Raw genomic sequence first — 15,008 nt, forward strand, 5'->3', positions numbered from 1 at the left:
TTCATCCACCGGAAGACTCCCTCCGGTCGTCTTCCGAGCCTTCGCTCGTTTCACTCGCGAAGACCTCGCGCGGCTACGGCTCGCGATGAAACGCGAGCCAGCGCGCGCCACCGCACTTTCACTCGTTGGACCCGTCTTCACGACCCCCTACCGCCCCATCTTTAACCGCGTTCCACCCGAACCCACGTCCATGTCAGCCGACTTCGACTTCAGCGATAGCGTGGTGCTCGTGACCGGCGCCGGCGGGACGCTCGGGAGTGCGGTGTGTGACGCCTTCGCCGACGCCGGAGCGACCGTCTGCGGGGCGGACGTGGTCGGCCCCGACGACGAGGACTTCGCGCTCGACACCGACCGCGTCGACTTCTACCAGGGCGACTTCACCGACGAAGACGATGTCCGCGAGACCGTCGAGGCGGTCGTCGACGACCACGGCAGCCTCGACGCACTCGCCAATATCGCGGGCACCTGGCGCGGCGGCACGCCGATCGACGAGACCGAAGCGAAGACCTTCGACTTCCTGATGGACGTGAACCTGAAGACGATGTTCCTCGCCTCGAAGCACGCCGTCCCGCACCTCCGCGACTCCGACGCCGCGGGACAGGGGGCTATCGTCAGCGTCTCCGCGCGCTCGTCGCTGGAGGGCGGCGAGGGCGACGGGATCTACCGGGCGTCGAAGGCCGGCGTCCGCATCCTCACCGAGACCATCGCCGAGGAGAACCTGGGCGAGGTGCGCGCCAACGCGGTCATGCCGAGCGTCATCGACACGCCGATGAACCGCGAGATGATGCCCGACTCCGACCACGAGACGTGGGTCGACCCCGAAGACATCGCCGAGACGATCATGTACCTCTGTTCGGACGCCGCGAGCGTCACGAGCGGCGCGGCCGTGCCGGTGTACGGCGAGGCCTGAGCGTTCGAACCGCGGGCAGGGGTCGACTCAACACCCACCGGCGCCGCCGGCGCCCGCACAGCTCGCCCCGGCGGCGCTCGCGCCGGCCATCGCGGCCGCCGAACCGGTCACCACCGCCGCGTTCTGGTTCCGGCTGTAGTCCACGCACTCGCCCCACGCCACCGGTGCGACGTGGTCGTCGATGTCGTCGGCCGCCAGCATCGCCGACTTGAACTCGGCGACGCCCCAGCCCGTCTCGGTGACGAGCCGCTCGGCCAGTTCCGGCGTGACCGCGATGCGTCGACACTCCTCGGCCTCGAACAGGCCGTCGCCCGCGAACGTGAACTGCACGTCGTAGTGGCGGACGAAGACGCCGTCGAAGGCGGGGTGCATCGCCCGGATGGCCTCGCCCGCCAGTTCCCACACGAGGTCGTAGTCCGGCGACTCCACGTCCTCGCCCAGCGAGAAGCGGGCGATGGGGACCGTGATCGGTTCCTCGTCCGGGCCTTCGTTGACGACGGCGACGCCGGTCACCGCGCAGTCGTCGATGCCGTACGTCTCCGGCGTGATCCGGTTCCGCAGTGCTTCGTGGGCGTCGTCTTCGCGCTGCTGGAGGTCGATACCTTCCTCGGTCGAGTCGTCGCCGAGCAGTCGGTCGAGCAGGGAGGGCATTACGGGTGGGAGTGAGACGCGCGGACGACTTAGCGTCTTGGGCGGTTCCGGGACCAGAGCAGTTAACGTGCGTGCAATTGACACGCACAAGCATGCGGATCCTGTACATCGACGTCGACTCGCTCAGACCCGACCACCTGGGCTGTTACGGGTACGAGCGCGACACGTCGCCGAACGTCGACCGGATCGCCGAAGACGCGCGTCGCTTCACGAACTACTACGTCTCGGACGCCCCCTGTCTCCCGTCGCGGACCGCGTATCTCAGCGGCCGGTTCGGTATCCACACGGGCGTCGTCAGCCACGCCGGTATCAGCGCGGACATGCGTCACCGCGGGGACGAACGCGGTCACACGAACCGCGGCGCGTACCGGACACTCCCGACCGCGCTCCGCGAGGAGGGGCACAGAACCGCCTTCATCAGTCCGTTTCCGCAGCGCCACGGGGCCTGGCACGCCGTCGACGGCTTCAACGAGTGGATCGACACGGGCAACTACGGACTGGAACGCGCCGACGAGGTCTACCCCCACGCCGAGGAGTGGCTCGAGGAGCACGCCGCCGACGACGACTGGTACCTCCACGTCAACTTCTGGGACCCGCACACGCCCTACGACACGCCAGAGGAGTTCGGCAACCCCTTCGCTGACGACCCGGCCCCGGAGTGGCTCACCGAGGACCTGATCCGAGAGCACTACGAGAGCTACGGTCCCCACAGCGCACAGGACCTCCACCACGGCTACCTGAACGGGGACGGACCGGAGGACCTGGAGCGGACGCCCGACGAGATCACGGACCGGGAGGACTTCGGTCGCTGGGTCGACGGCTACGACGTCGGGATCCGATACATGGACGAGTACATCGGCGATATCGTGGACCTTCTGAAATCTCAAGGCGTCTACCAGGAGACCCTGATCGTCGTCTCGGCCGACCACGGCGAGAACCTCGGGGAACTCAACGTCTACGGCGACCACCAGACCGCCGACGACAAGACGTGTCGAGTCCCGCTGATCGTCAAGGGGCCCGGCGTCGAACCCGGCGTCGACGACGACTTCCACTACCACGTCGACCTCTCGGCGACGCTCGTCGAACTGGCCGGCGGCGACGTGCCCGACGGCTGGGACGGCCGGTCGTTCCTGCCGGCGCTGACCGACGGCGACTCTGAGGGGCGGCCGTTCCTCGTCACCGGACAGGGCGCCTGGGCGTGTCAGCGAGGCGTCCGCTGGGACGACTGGCTCCTGCTCCGCACCTACCACGACGGCTGGCGGGAGTTCGACGCCGTCGAACTGTACGACCTCGCGTCGGACCCCCACAAGGTGGAGAACGTCGCCGACGAGCACCCGACGGTCGCTGAACGCGGGATGGCGCTGCTGGACCGCTGGCGGAGCCAGCGCGGGCTCGACGCCGCGGTCGGTGCCGACGGCGGGAACCCGGGCGCGCCCCGTGCGCTCGTCGACCCGCTGTTCGAGGTCGTCCGCGACGGCGGCTCCGTCTATCTCCGGGACGCCGAGGAGCCGTACACGACGCGACTCCGCGAGACGGGTCGCGAGGAACACGCCGAGACGATCGAGGACCGCGGCGGGATCGTCGACCAGGACCCGGGCGAGTACCTGTCCTGACGGACCGAACGCCGAGAGACCCGCTCGGTCGGTAAACCACAGATATTCCCGGGAGAAGTCTGAACACGAGATATGGTCGAACGAGAGACGTGGGCGACGCGAGTCGGCTTTCTCGTCGCTGCGATCGGGAGCGCTGTCGGCCTCGGGAACCTCTGGCAGTTCCCGTTCAAGACGGCCGAGAACGGCGGCGCTGCGTTCGTCGCCTTCTACCTCGTCGCGGTGGTGCTGATCGGCTTCCCCGCGATGCTCGCCGAGTTCGTGATCGGGCGGCGGACGAACGTCAACGCCATCGACGCCTTCGCGAGTCTGGGCCATCGGAACTGGCGCGTCGTCGGCGGCCTCGCCGTCGCGACCGGGTTCTGGATCCTCTCGTACTACAACGTGGTCGGCGGGTGGGTGCTCCGCTACATCCTCGGGAGCGCGACGGGCGCGTACTTCGACGCCCCCGCCGAGTACTTCGGCGCGGTGTCGTCGGGCCCCGAGGCCGTCCTCGCGCAGGCCCTGTTCCTCGGTGTCGCGACCGCCATCGTCGCGTTCGGCATCGAGAACGGCATCGAACGCGCCACGAAGGTGATGGTCCCCTCGATCATCGTGATCATGCTCGTGCTGGCGGGCTGGGCGGCGACGCTCGTCGGCGCGGGCGAGGGGTACGCCTACTTCCTCACGCCCAGTCTCGACGCGATGGGCGAGAACGCCGGCACGGCGATCCCCTTCGCCGTCGGGCAGGCCTTCTTCACCCTCTCGCTGGGGATGGCGATCATGATCACCTACTCGTCGTACGTCGGCGAAGACGACAGCCTCCCGTTCGACGGGGGCGTCATCGTCGTCACGAACACGCTCGTCGGCATCCTCGCCGGACTGGTCGTCTTCCCGATCCTGTTCGCGAACGACATCGACCTGGCGCTGACGGGCGGGGGCGGCGCCGCGGCGCTGTTCGTCGCCGTCGCCGCCGGGTTCGCCGAACTCCCCTTCGGAGAGACGCTCGGAGTCGTCTTCTTCACCGTCGTGCTCGTCGCGGCGCTCTCCTCCGCGATCAGCCTCATGGAGGTCACCGTCTCGTGGGCAGTCGACAACTTCGACTACTCCCGGCCGACGCTGGCGGTCTCCGTCGGCCTCGGCCTGTTCGCCCTCGGACTCCCCTCGGCGTGGGACACCGCCTGGCTGACGTGGTTCGACAACCTCGCGTACAGCCTGTTCCTGCCCGTGTCGGTCCTCGCCGTCGTCGTCTTCGTCGGCTGGGTGATCGGCCGAGACGCCCTCGACGAACTCCGACGCGGGACCGGCGGGCTCGGGTCGTTCGGCCCCGTCTGGCTGTGGACGCTCCGCGTCGTCGTCGTGCTCGGCGTCCTCGGGACGCTCGCGCTCGGCGTCTACGAACTGTTCCTCCAGGCGGACCCGACCGGGGTCCCGCCGCTGTTGGCTGGTACGCCGTCGCCGCTGTTGGTGGGCTGGCTCACGCTGTAGAACTGGCCGCGAACGCTACCGCACCATGTACGGGTCGTCGTCGGGCAGGAATCGACCCAGGTCGGCGCGGCGGACGTAGTCGCGCCGGCGGAGTTCCACGAGCCGCTCCACGAGCGCGTCTTCGTCGTCCTCGGACCACTGCGCCGGGTCCTTGACGGGGACGATCAGCCACCCGCTCCCCGGGATTTCGGTCGCGTGCTGGGCGTCCATATCCGCCTCGTCGGGCGGGCGAGCGCTCATGTTCGCGAACACGTGCCGGGTCGCGCGCTCCCCGACGGGCAGGAGGACGTGGGCGGTGATCGCCCTGATCTCCGAGTCGAAGATGTTCTCCAGGTCGGCGTAGTCCTTCGCGCTCGGGACGCCCTCGGGGACGCAGGGGTAGAGATACGAGAAGAAGGTCTTCTCGACGACCGGTGGCGTCCCCGTCTCGGCCAGCAGGCCGCCCTCGGCGAGGGCCCGCTGGAGGCGCTCGCTCGCGTCGAACTCGGTGAACGGGTAGCCCGACTCGCCGCCGCCGTGGAGGCCGGGGTGGTCACCGATCACGTGGAAGTCCGCGTTCGCGTCGCCGAATCCGGCGACGAACGGCTCACACGGCGGCGAGAAGCCGAAGGGGTTCGACTGGCGTGCCGTGACGTTCTTCACGTCCGGTCGGAGGCGACCGGAACCCAAAACTCCGCTGGTTCCCGCCAGACGCCGCCCGCCGGCCATCGCCCGCCCCGACGGGTGGTGGAGCCACCGTCCGTGGAAACGCTTTTCTCTCGGTCTGTCGATGTCCTCCCAATGACCGCAGGGACTCGCGTTCGACCGCGATTCGGACCGCGACGGGGTGAGTCGGCGTGACTCACGACGACGACATCGAGGAGCTCCGCGAACGCAAGGAGCGCGCTCGCAAAGGCGGCGGCGAGGAGCGTATCCAGGCCCAGCACGACCGCGGGAAGATGACCGCCCGCGAGCGGATCGACTACTTCCTCGACGACGACACCTTCGTCGAGGTCGACCAGCTCCGCGAACACCGCTCGACCAACTTCGACCTCGCCGAGAAGCGCGTCCCGGGCGACGGCGTCGTCACCGGCTACGGGAAAGTCGACGGCCGAACCGTCTTCGTGTTCGCCCACGACTTCACCGTGATGGGCGGGTCGCTCGGCGAAGCGTTCGCCCAGAAGGTCTGCAAGGTCATGGACAGGGCGATGGAGACCGGCGCGCCCATCGTCGGCCTCAACGACTCCGCCGGCGCGCGCATCCAGGAGGGCGTCGACGCGCTCGCGGGGTACGCCGACATCTTCCACCGCAATCAGCTGGCCTCCGGTGTGGTTCCCCAGATTTCCGCCATCATGGGCCCCTGCGCCGGCGGCGCGGTGTACTCGCCCGCCATCACGGACTTCATCTTCATGGTCGAGGAGACCAGTCACATGTTCATCACCGGTCCCGACGTGATCGAGACGGTCACCGGCGAGGAGGTGACCTTCGACGAACTCGGCGGCGCAGCGACCCACAGCGGCGACTCCGGCGTCGCGCACTTCGCGCCCGCTGCCGAGGAGCAGGCGCTCGACGACATCCGCTATCTCCTCTCCTATCTCCCGGCCAACAACGCAGAGGACCCGCCTCGCGTCGAACCGTGGGACGACCCCGACCGCGCCGACGAGAGCCTGCGCGACGTGGTCCCGCAGGCCCCCCAGAAACCCTACGACATGCACGACGTGATCGACGGCGTCGTCGACGAGGACTCCTTCTTCGAGGTCGCCGAGCGCTACGCCCGGAACCTCCTCACTGGATTCGCCCGTCTCGACGGCTACCCCGTCGGTATCGTCGCCAACCAGCCCCGCGTCAACGCCGGCACGCTCGACATCGACTCCTCGCTGAAAGGCTCGCGCTTCGTCCGCTTCTGCGACGCGTTCAACATCCCCCTACTCACCTTCGTCGACGTGCCCGGCTTCATGCCCGGGAAGGACCAGGAGAAGGGCGGCATCATCAAGCACGGCGCGAAACTGCTCTACGCCTACTCCGAAGCGACGGTGCCGCTCATGACCGTCATCACGCGGAAGGCCTACGGCGGCGCCTACGACGTGATGTCCTCGAAGCACGTCGGGAGCGACGTGAACTATGCCTGGCCGACCGCCGAGATCGCAGTCATGGGCCCCGAGGGCGCCGTCAACGTCCTCTACGACGACGAACTCGACGCCGCCGAGCAGGTCGAGGAGAAACGCCAGGAGCTCATCGACGAGTACCGCGACGCGTTCGCGAACCCCTACGACGCGGCCGAGCGCGGGTTCGTCGACGACGTGATCGAACCGCCCGAGACCCGCGCCCGACTGATCGGCGATCTGGAGACGCTCCGAAGCAAGCGCAAGGACCACCCGGACCGGAAACACGGGAACATCCCGCTGTAGATCCGGCGAGACGCGGACAGTGCTTTTTCAGAGGAATCGAAGGTGTGAGCGGCGCTGTGGCGCGCGCTGTCGCGGCCTCTGTGCCGCGACGAAGTCGCGCGAGGTCTTCGCGAGTGAAAGGAGCGAAGGCTCGGAAGACGACCGGAGGGAGTCTTCAGGTGGATGAGCGAGGGAACGGAGTGGCCGAGTGAATCGGCTGGGGAGGCGTGAGGCTATCTGCAGTGCTGTGCCGGGTGTAGTAGCTCCTGGCGGACTGAAAGGGCGAGTGCGAGGTGCGACCGCAGGGAGCACCTCGAGATGCGAACGGCGAACGGAGTGAGCCGTGAGCGAGCGGGTCGGGGGGTTTCAGCGCGTGCTGTCGTCTGCGGTCACTGCGTCTCGTTGCGAGCGAGTCGAGGCCACCACCACTCGAATTCGACTGCGACTGTTATCGCTCGACCGCGGATCGACAGTCGTCATCGAGTCGACTCACCCACTAGCCGCCACCCCAGAACGCCGCACAGCGCGAACCCGTAGGCGTTCAGCGACCCGTGGAGCGACACCATCCTGCCGATGCTCAGCCCCAGCGGGTTCGTCCCGCCGAACGCCGCGATACCGTAGCCGAGCGCGAGCACCATCGACGCCGGAAGCGCGAGCGCGGAGAGCCCCACGAGCGCGGCGGGGAGCGCGTCGAGCGACGGGACGACGCGGACGAGCACGAGCAGGCCGAACGCGGCGACGGCCAGCGTGAACGCGCCGACTGCGACGACCTCCACCAGCGGCGAGAAGGAGATGCCGACGGCGATGATCGCCGGACCGACGAGTACCACGGCGGCGACCGCGCGAGCGGCGAGTCCATCGAACCCGCCGAGGTGGCGGCCCGTGACGCCCGCGAGGACGGGGAGCGCGAACCCGGCGAAGTTGAAGTGAACTGCGGTGAGCAGGACGATGACGGGCTCGAACCAGAACGTGATCCCCTGCTGGAAGAGCACGAGCGCGACGGCGGCGACCGTCGTGTACGCGAGGCCGGCGTCGACGAGCCACTCCGACAGCGAGGCCGGGCCGAAGTCGACGCCGCGCTCTCGGGCCCGGAGGAGGCCCGCGAGCGCCAGGAGGCCCGTCACCGGAAGCCACGCGACGGCGGTCAGCGTCGCGACGAAGCCCGACGCGACCAGCGACACCAGCACGAGCGGCGCCGCGGCCGGTTGTGTCACCGCCGCGAGGGCGAGGAGACTCCCCGAAGTGCCCTCGAAGCCCCGCTCGGCGGCCAGGCCGATGCCCAGCGGGACGACGACGAGCGGCGCCAGCGCGAGCGCCCGACCGACGGCCGAGAGGTCGCCCGCGAGCGCCGCCAGCGCCCACAGCGCCGCCCCGGCGACCGCACTGACGTCCGTCACCGGAACGCCGCGGACCGAGGGGAGCGGCGTCGAAAGAGTGTCTCCGGCGTCTCCGCTTCCGGTCTCCGCGCCTCCGTCTCCGGCCCCGGCGCCTCCGCTTCCGGCCCCGGCGTCGCCGTCTCCGGCCCCGTCGCCCGACGCTGTCCCCACATCGCCGCCGAGCCCGCCGCTCATGGCGGCAGCGGGTCGATCCCCGTGGTCGGCCGCAGGTCCGGCGGAACGGCCTCCATCTCCCGCCGTTCCTGCGTGAACGACCCGCGATAGCCGAGGACGTGGCCCGCGAGGTCGCTCTCGACGGTGGCGGTGACGTAGAACCGCTCGTCGCCCTCGTCGTAGCGGTCGTGGACCGTCACGTCCACGGCGAGCGGTCCGGGCGTCGGCAGGTACCGACCGCCGACTCTGGTCCACTGCTTGCCGCCCTCGACGACGAGCGCGCCGTCCTCGACGCGCGGGTGGAGTTCCGAGACGACGTGGCCGCCGGTGCCCAGGAAGTCGAACAGGCGCTCGCGCTCGGCGTCCCAGACGGTCAGCGAGTCGAACCGGCGAGTCCGCTCGCCGAACTGGAACTCGCGGCGCGTCGTGAGCGCCTCGTACCCCGCCGGGTCGCGAAAGCCGACCGTCGTCACCGAGAACGGGACGTCCTTCCCGGATTCGGGAAAGAGGAGGTTGCGGAGCGGCATCGCGTACAGCACCGGGAGCGCGAGCGTCCCGCGAGTGATGTCCATCCGCCCGGAGCCGACCGTCGCGTACGCGTCCGCCGGTCCGAGCCCGTAGCGGTCGCGGACCTTCGGATGCAGGTCGTCGGCCTCGTCGCCCAGCGCGTACTCGTAGACGCCCGTCACGCGACCACCCGCTCCCGCCGCCGTCCGCACCGCTGGCTCCTGTCCATACCGGGACTGGACGGCCGAGTGACAAAGAACTGGTGTCGCGATCCGACGAGTGGAGTGTCTCCGACGCGAGTCAGGACGCCTGCTGGATCATGTCGCGCGCCTCGTCGTCGCTCAGATCCATGTCGTGTTTCTCTTCGGCGTGTTCTTTCACGTGTTCGATGACCTCATGTTCGTCCTCGGACTTGATCATGAAGTCGTCGTCCTGGCTGCATTCGACCTGATATGCCATACGCGGGCCAAAGGACGCACCGGGTTTAGCTATACACCGGTTTCAGGATGGTAGGGCTCCGCCAGTTCCGAGTAACGCGCTCGATAAGCCGAGTAAGCGGGTCCCGGAGTGCGTCCGAACCGGACGGCGAACGGATCGACGCGGACTACGCAGCGCTTACTCGTCGCGCAGGAGCGCGTCGTCGCCGTGGCGCTCCCGGAGGGCCCGCAGATACGCCTGATCCTCCCGAACGCGGGGGGTTGGCTCGGCGTAGGCGTGCTCGAACCAGTCGTCCACGTCCGGTTCGTACGCCTCCGCGCCCTCGATGAGGTCGGCGACCGTCTCGCGGTTCCGGTCCTCGATGGTCGCGACCCGTTCGTCGTCCAGCAGGTCGCGGTCGCGGAGGAACGTCTCCATCCGCGCGATGGGGTCCCGTTCCCTCCAGCGCTCGACCTCCGCGTCGTCGCGGTAGTTCGAGGGGTCGTCGGCGGTGGTGTGGGCGCCGTAACGGTACATCTCCGCCTCGATCAGCGTGGGTCGCGCCTCCCCCTCGCCGGGGTCGCGTGCCTTCTCGACGGCGGCTCTCGTCACCTGGTAGACGGCGAGGGGGTCCATGCCGTCGACGCGGACGCCCGCGAACCCGTAGGCGTCGGCCTTCTGCGCGATGGTCGCGCTCGCCGTCTGGCGCTCGCGCGGGACGGAGATGGCGTACTGGTTGTTGTTGCAGAAGAAGAGGGCGGGGGCGTCGAACACGCCCGCGAAGTTGAGCGCCTCGTGGAAGTCGCCCTCCGACGTGGCGCCGTCGCCGAAGTGACAGCAGACGACGCGGTCGTCGCCCTGCAACCGGGCGGCCCACGCCATCCCCGTCGCGTGGGGGAGGTGGCTCGCGATGGAGATGTTCATCGGGAAGACGTTGCGGGAAGCGAGCCACTCGTTGCCGACCTCGTGGCCCTTCCAGTAGAGCAGGTACTCCGGTTCGATGCCGCGGACGACGACGGCGCCGTGCTCGCGGTACTGGTCGAGTATCCAGTCGTCGTCGCGCAGGGCGTGGGTCGACCCGACCTGCGCGGCCTCCTGCCCGGCCAGCGGCGGATAGGTGCCCATCCGGCCCTGGCGCTGGAGCGAGACGGCCCGCTCGTCGAGGTGGCGGGCGAGCGTCATCTCGGCGTACATCGCGACGAGTTCGTCGTCCGGGAGGTCGGGGACCGTCGCGCCCTCGCGGACCTGCCCGTCCGCGTCGAGCACCTGCGCCAGCCCGTCGTCGTCCCGGGCGATGCGTCCGCGTTCGCTCACTGTGGGAGCGAACGCACACGGCAGGCATAATCGTTTCTCCCGTCGGGAACCGCGCCGGCGCCGGTCGAAGGGTTAATATATTATGATTAAACATGATTATCACGCCTTTTATGACATCATCGAATCGACACTGCCGGATGGGTGAGCGGGAGTCGCTGGGAACGGGTACGGACGGGCGCGGGCCGGGACTGACAGCCGGGGTCCTTCGATTTTCGACAGTTGAACGGGGTGATATCCGATGAGCGGCGGCGGTGCGGGCGGGGCAGTGCTCGGGGTGGTGCGCACCGTCGTTCCCGATGCCATCAGGAAGCGGTTCGCGCTGAAGTTCCTGATCGTCCTGTTGCTGATGGGACTGGCGATCGGGGCCGTCGGCGTCCTGGCGACCGGCCAGATCACGACGGAGACGCAGGACCGCATCGAGAACGAGTACAGCAGTCTCGCGGACCAGGAGGCCACGATCATCACGCAGTGGGTCGACCGCAACCGCCAGTCGGCGCGGCTGGCCTCGAACAACGACGTGTGGGCCTCGGAGGACACGTCGTCGGTCGAGCGCGCCGCGGTAGAGCTCCAGAGCGACACCACGGACATCGACGAGGTCCACGTCGTGTCGGCCGACGGGAGCGAGGTCTCCGTCGTCGCGAGCACCGAACTCGACGCCAGCGACTCGATAGCGGGGACCAGCCGCGAGTACGTCGCGGACCTGGAGTTCGCCAGCATCGGGCAGGTCAAGACCTCGACCGTCTACGAGGCCGGCGGCGACACCGTCGTCGGCTTCGTGAGTCCGGTCGGGAACGGCGACCGCTACCTCGTTCTGGAGTCCGCCGTCGACGAACTGGCGGGCGAGTTCCAGGGCTCCCGACGCGCCGAGAGCGGGTTCACGCAGGTCGTCGACGGCGACGGCACGATCCTGATCGACGAGCGGATGGGCGACGACGACAGCGCGGAGCTGTTCTCGACCTACGGCGACGAGGCCGCCCGGCAGCCGATCAGAGACGCCAACGCGATCCGCGACCAGCGGAACCCCAACGGCGTCAGCCCCGCGATGCCCGCCCAGTCGAACGTCATCGACGAAGAGTACGCTGTCGGGTACGCGCCGATCTTCGTCACGAGCGGGCCCGAGGAGTGGGTCGTGCTCGTGCACGCCCCGACCAGCGAAGTGTTCGGGTTCGTCCAGACCATCTCCGACTTCGGGCTCGTCGCGACCGGGGCCGCGGTGTTGCTGATGGGCCTCATCGGCGTCGTGCTCGGGTACAACACGTCGAGTTCGATCGACCGGCTCACGAGGAAGGCCGAAGCGATGGAGGCGGGCGACCTCGACGTGGAGATCGAGACCGGCCGGATCGACAACGTCGGCCGGCTGTACGGGGCGTTCGGCTCGATGCGCGACTCGCTCAAAGCGCAGATACAGGAGGCCGAGCAGGCCCGCAAAGAGGCGGAAGTCTCCCGGTCCGAGGCCATGGCGATGAGCAGCTACCTCCAGGAGCGCGCCGAGGAGTACTCCGAGATCATGCAGGCCGCCGCCCGGGGCGACCTCACCCGCCGCATGGAGCCCGAAGACGAGAACGAGGCGATGGACCAGATCGCCACCGACTTCAACGAGATGATCGCCGAACTCGAGATGACGACCGGCCAGCTCAAGACCTTCGCCAGGGAGGTCGAGGAGAGCGGTCGGTCGGTCCAGCAGAGCGCCGAGACGGTCCGCGACGCCAGCGAACAGGTCGCCGAGTCGATCCAGAAGATATCCGACGACGCCTACAACCAGAAAGAGCGTCTCCAGGACGTCTCGGAGGACATGGACTCCGTCGCCGAGCGTCTGGAAACGTTCGAGGCCGAGGCGGACCAGGTGGACTTCGGCGACTCGCTGCGACAGGTCCGGGAGATCGCTGCGGCGCTGAACACCGCGGTCGACCTCGGCGAGGAGACGATGGCGGAGAGCGAGAACGTCGCCGGCGCCGCCGAAGAGCAGGCGGCCGAGCTCAACGAGGTCTCCTCGCGCGCCGAGGAACTCGTCCGGTACGCCCAGTACCTGGGCGACGGGCTGGGTAACTTCGAGACCGAGGAGGAACACGAGTTCGTCTTCCAGACCGGCGCCGGCGGACCCGGCGGCGACGGCCCGGAACCCACCGACGACTGACGGTCCGGCCCGCCCCGGATCTGCCGGTCCGAGCCGTCCGCGCAGCCCTCACGGAGCGGTCACGGCGGACGTGGGGCGGTGACCACTCGTGACTCCGATTAGATTTAAAGGGTGACGGTCGGTACAGGACTGTATGTTCGAGAAGGTCCTCGTCGCGAACCGCGGCGAGATCGCCGTTCGCGTCATGCGCGCCTGTGAGGAGCTGGGGGTCGGAACAGTCGCCGTCTACAGCGAGGCCGACAAGCACGCCGGGTTCGTCCGCTACGCCGACGAGGCGTACAACGTCGGCCCGGCCCGCGCGGCCGACTCCTACACCGACCAGGAGGCGATACTCGAGGCCGCGAAGAAGGCCGACGCCGACGCCATCCACCCCGGCTACGGCTTCCTCGCCGAGAACGCCGACTTCGCCGCCCGCGTCGAGGAGACCGACGGGGTCACCTGGATCGGCCCGCCCAGCGGCGCGATGGAGCGCCTCGGCGAGAAGACCCACGCCCGGCAGGTGATGCGGGAGGCCGACGTCCCCATCGTCCCCGGCACCACCGAACCCGTCGAGGACGTCGAGCAGATCACGGACTTCGGCGACGAACACGGCTACCCCGTCCTCATCAAGGCCGAGGGCGGGGGCGGCGGGATGGGCCAGAAGATCGTCCGCGGCCCGGAGGACGCCGAAGAACAGCTCGAGACCGCGAAACGCGAGGGGGAGGCGTACTTCTCGAACGCAACGGTGTACCTCGAGCGGTTCCTCGACAACCCCCGCCACATCGAGGTCCAGATCCTCGGCGACGAGCACGGCAACGTCCGCCACCTCGGCGAACGCGACTGCTCGCTCCAGCGACGCCGCCAGAAGGTCATCGAGGAGGGACCGAGCCCGGCGCTCACCGACGACCTCCGGGAGAAGATCGGCGAGGCCGCACGGCGGGGCGCCGACGCCGGGAACTACTACAACGCCGGCACCTTCGAGTTCCTCGTCGAGGACGAGGACCGCAACGACGAGGGACTGCTCGACGAGGACGCCGACTTCTTCTTCCTCGAGGTGAACACGCGCATCCAGGTCGAGCACACCGTCACCGAGGAGATCACGGACATCGACATCGTGAAGTGGCAGATCCGGGTCGCCGACGGGGAGGAACTGAGCTTCGAGCAGGACGACGTGGAGATCGAGGGTCACGCCATGGAGTTCCGGATCAACGCCGAGAACGCCGCCAACGAGTTCGCGCCGGCGACGGGCGGCGAGTTCGACGTGTACGACCCGCCGGGCGGCATCGGCGTCCGGGTCGACGACGCCCACCGCCAGGGCGACGACCTCGTCACCGACTACGACTCGATGATCGCGAAGCTGATCACCTCGGGGGGCGACCGCGAGGAGTGCGTCGCCCGCGGGAAGCGCGCGCTCGCCGACTACACCATCGAGGGGTTCCCCACGATCATCCCGTTCCACCGACTGATGCTCACCGACGAGACGTTCCTCGAGGGGCGCCACACCACGAAGTACCTCGACGAACACATCGATCCCGAGCGCATCGACGAGGCCCAGGAGCGCTGGGGCACCGCGGAACCGACCGCGAGCGACGACGAGGACGAGGAGGTCGTCGAGCGGGAGTTCACGATCGAGGTCAACGGCAAGCGCTTCCAGGTCGACCTCGAAGAGCGCGGCGCGCCGGCCATCCCGACGGGCGACGGCGGGGGCGGCGGTGGCGGCCAGGCCCAGCGCCCTCAGCCCGGTCGCGGCGGTTCCAGCGACGACTCCGGCGGCGGCGTCTCCGCCGAAGGCCAGGAGGTCGCCGCGGAGATGCAGGGCACCATCCTCGAAGTCAACGTCGCCGAGGGCGACGAGGTGGCCGCCGGCGACGTGCTCTGCGTGCTCGAGGCGATGAAGATGGAGAACGACATCGTCGCCGAGAGCGCCGGCACCGTCACCCACGTCGAGGTCAGCGAGGGCGAGTCCGTCGACATGGGCGACACGATGTTCGTCATCGACTGACCTCGATACAGCTGTTCGTCGTCGATTGACCCCGATAGAGCGGCGAATACGCCGACGCGCTCCCGCCGCACAGTCGGTGACGGGGACCGTACGGCCGCCGA

At 68.9% G+C, this 15,008-nt stretch carries 12 protein-coding genes; 6 read left to right on the forward strand and 6 right to left on the reverse strand.

Translation table 11 applies throughout. The features are described 5' to 3' along the window. Window positions 1-190: 190 nt before the first annotated feature. The gene (locus D1409_RS12300) at window positions 191-910 is read left to right on the forward strand and encodes an SDR family NAD(P)-dependent oxidoreductase (protein WP_123537283.1); all 720 of its coding nucleotides are present in this window, start codon (window positions 191-193) and stop codon (window positions 908-910) included. A 27-nt stretch (window positions 911-937) separates the two neighbouring features. Here the strand turns inward: D1409_RS12300 and D1409_RS12305 are convergent, their stop codons facing one another. After that, window positions 938-1,561, reverse strand: coding sequence for a hypothetical protein (locus tag D1409_RS12305; protein ID WP_123537284.1), 624 nt, complete (start codon window positions 1,559-1,561; stop codon window positions 938-940). 92 nt (window positions 1,562-1,653) lie between these two features. Here D1409_RS12305 and D1409_RS12310 point away from each other — a divergent pair, with 92 nt between their 5' ends. Together D1409_RS12310 and D1409_RS12315 are read left to right on the forward strand one after the other, a co-directional pair. Beyond that, window positions 1,654-3,174 (forward strand): sulfatase family protein, encoded by a 1,521-nt coding sequence (locus D1409_RS12310; RefSeq protein WP_123537285.1) that lies wholly within the window; start codon window positions 1,654-1,656, stop codon window positions 3,172-3,174. A 72-nt stretch (window positions 3,175-3,246) separates the two neighbouring features. Beyond that, window positions 3,247-4,638, forward strand: a complete 1,392-nt coding sequence (locus D1409_RS12315) for a sodium-dependent transporter (protein ID WP_123537286.1) — start codon at window positions 3,247-3,249, stop codon at window positions 4,636-4,638. 15 nt (window positions 4,639-4,653) lie between these two features. On the opposite strand, the gene D1409_RS12320 is transcribed toward D1409_RS12315, so the two are convergent. After that, window positions 4,654-5,280: a uracil-DNA glycosylase family protein gene (locus tag D1409_RS12320; protein ID WP_123537287.1), complete on the reverse strand. Its 627-nt coding sequence runs from the start codon at window positions 5,278-5,280 to the stop codon at window positions 4,654-4,656. 194 nt (window positions 5,281-5,474) lie between these two features. On the opposite strand from D1409_RS12320, the gene D1409_RS12325 reads away from it, so the two are divergent. Continuing rightward, a complete protein-coding gene (locus D1409_RS12325; RefSeq protein WP_123537288.1) occupies window positions 5,475-7,025 on the forward strand; it encodes an acyl-CoA carboxylase subunit beta in 1,551 nt (516 codons plus the stop codon). 455 nt (window positions 7,026-7,480) lie between these two features. On the opposite strand, the gene D1409_RS12330 is transcribed toward D1409_RS12325, so the two are convergent. The 4 genes from D1409_RS12330 to pdhA form a co-directional block, all read right to left on the reverse strand. Further along, window positions 7,481-8,575, reverse strand: coding sequence for a YndJ family transporter (locus D1409_RS12330; protein ID WP_164471662.1), 1,095 nt, complete (start codon window positions 8,573-8,575; stop codon window positions 7,481-7,483). After that, on the reverse strand, window positions 8,572-9,243 hold the full coding sequence (locus D1409_RS12335) for a DUF4166 domain-containing protein (RefSeq protein WP_123537627.1): 672 nt from the start codon (window positions 9,241-9,243) through the stop codon (window positions 8,572-8,574). The genes D1409_RS12330 and D1409_RS12335 overlap by 4 nt, the downstream gene beginning before the upstream one ends. A gap of 118 nt (window positions 9,244-9,361) precedes the next feature. Further along, window positions 9,362-9,520 (reverse strand): DUF1059 domain-containing protein, encoded by a 159-nt coding sequence (locus tag D1409_RS12340; RefSeq protein WP_123537289.1) that lies wholly within the window; start codon window positions 9,518-9,520, stop codon window positions 9,362-9,364. A 156-nt stretch (window positions 9,521-9,676) separates the two neighbouring features. Next, window positions 9,677-10,792 carry a pyruvate dehydrogenase (acetyl-transferring) E1 component subunit alpha gene (gene pdhA, locus D1409_RS12345; protein WP_235853552.1) on the reverse strand — a complete coding sequence of 372 codons (1,116 nt, stop codon included), beginning with the start codon at window positions 10,790-10,792 and terminating at the stop codon, window positions 9,677-9,679. 238 nt (window positions 10,793-11,030) lie between these two features. Between pdhA and D1409_RS12350 the strand changes: the two genes are divergently transcribed. Both D1409_RS12350 and D1409_RS12355 read left to right on the forward strand, forming a co-directional pair. Then, complete coding sequence (locus tag D1409_RS12350) at window positions 11,031-12,926, forward strand: PDC sensor domain-containing protein (protein WP_123537290.1); 1,896 nt, start codon at window positions 11,031-11,033, stop codon at window positions 12,924-12,926. A 133-nt stretch (window positions 12,927-13,059) separates the two neighbouring features. Then, the gene (locus D1409_RS12355; protein ID WP_123537291.1) at window positions 13,060-14,907 is read left to right on the forward strand and encodes an acetyl/propionyl/methylcrotonyl-CoA carboxylase subunit alpha; all 1,848 of its coding nucleotides are present in this window, start codon (window positions 13,060-13,062) and stop codon (window positions 14,905-14,907) included. Window positions 14,908-15,008 lie beyond the last annotated feature (101 nt).

Source organism: Halosimplex salinum, assembly GCF_003730195.1.
GTDB lineage: Archaea > Halobacteriota > Halobacteria > Halobacteriales > Haloarculaceae > Halosimplex > Halosimplex salinum.

Excerpts from the sequence above, each read along its gene's own strand:
- D1409_RS12340 (WP_123537289.1), bottom strand. The coding sequence starts at position 9,520 with ATGGCATATCAGGTCGAATGCAGCCAGGACGACGACTTCATGATCAAG.
- D1409_RS12310 (WP_123537285.1), top strand. The coding sequence starts at position 1,654 with ATGCGGATCCTGTACATCGACGTCGACTCGCTCAGACCCGACCACCTG.
- D1409_RS12355 (WP_123537291.1), top strand. The coding sequence starts at position 13,060 with ATGTTCGAGAAGGTCCTCGTCGCGAACCGCGGCGAGATCGCCGTTCGC.
- D1409_RS12305 (WP_123537284.1), bottom strand. The coding sequence starts at position 1,561 with ATGCCCTCCCTGCTCGACCGACTGCTCGGCGACGACTCGACCGAGGAA.
- D1409_RS12350 (WP_123537290.1), top strand. The coding sequence starts at position 11,031 with ATGAGCGGCGGCGGTGCGGGCGGGGCAGTGCTCGGGGTGGTGCGCACC.
- D1409_RS12315 (WP_123537286.1), top strand. The coding sequence starts at position 3,247 with ATGGTCGAACGAGAGACGTGGGCGACGCGAGTCGGCTTTCTCGTCGCT.
- D1409_RS12300 (WP_123537283.1), top strand. The coding sequence starts at position 191 with ATGTCAGCCGACTTCGACTTCAGCGATAGCGTGGTGCTCGTGACCGGC.
- D1409_RS12330 (WP_164471662.1), bottom strand. The coding sequence starts at position 8,575 with ATGAGCGGCGGGCTCGGCGGCGATGTGGGGACAGCGTCGGGCGACGGG.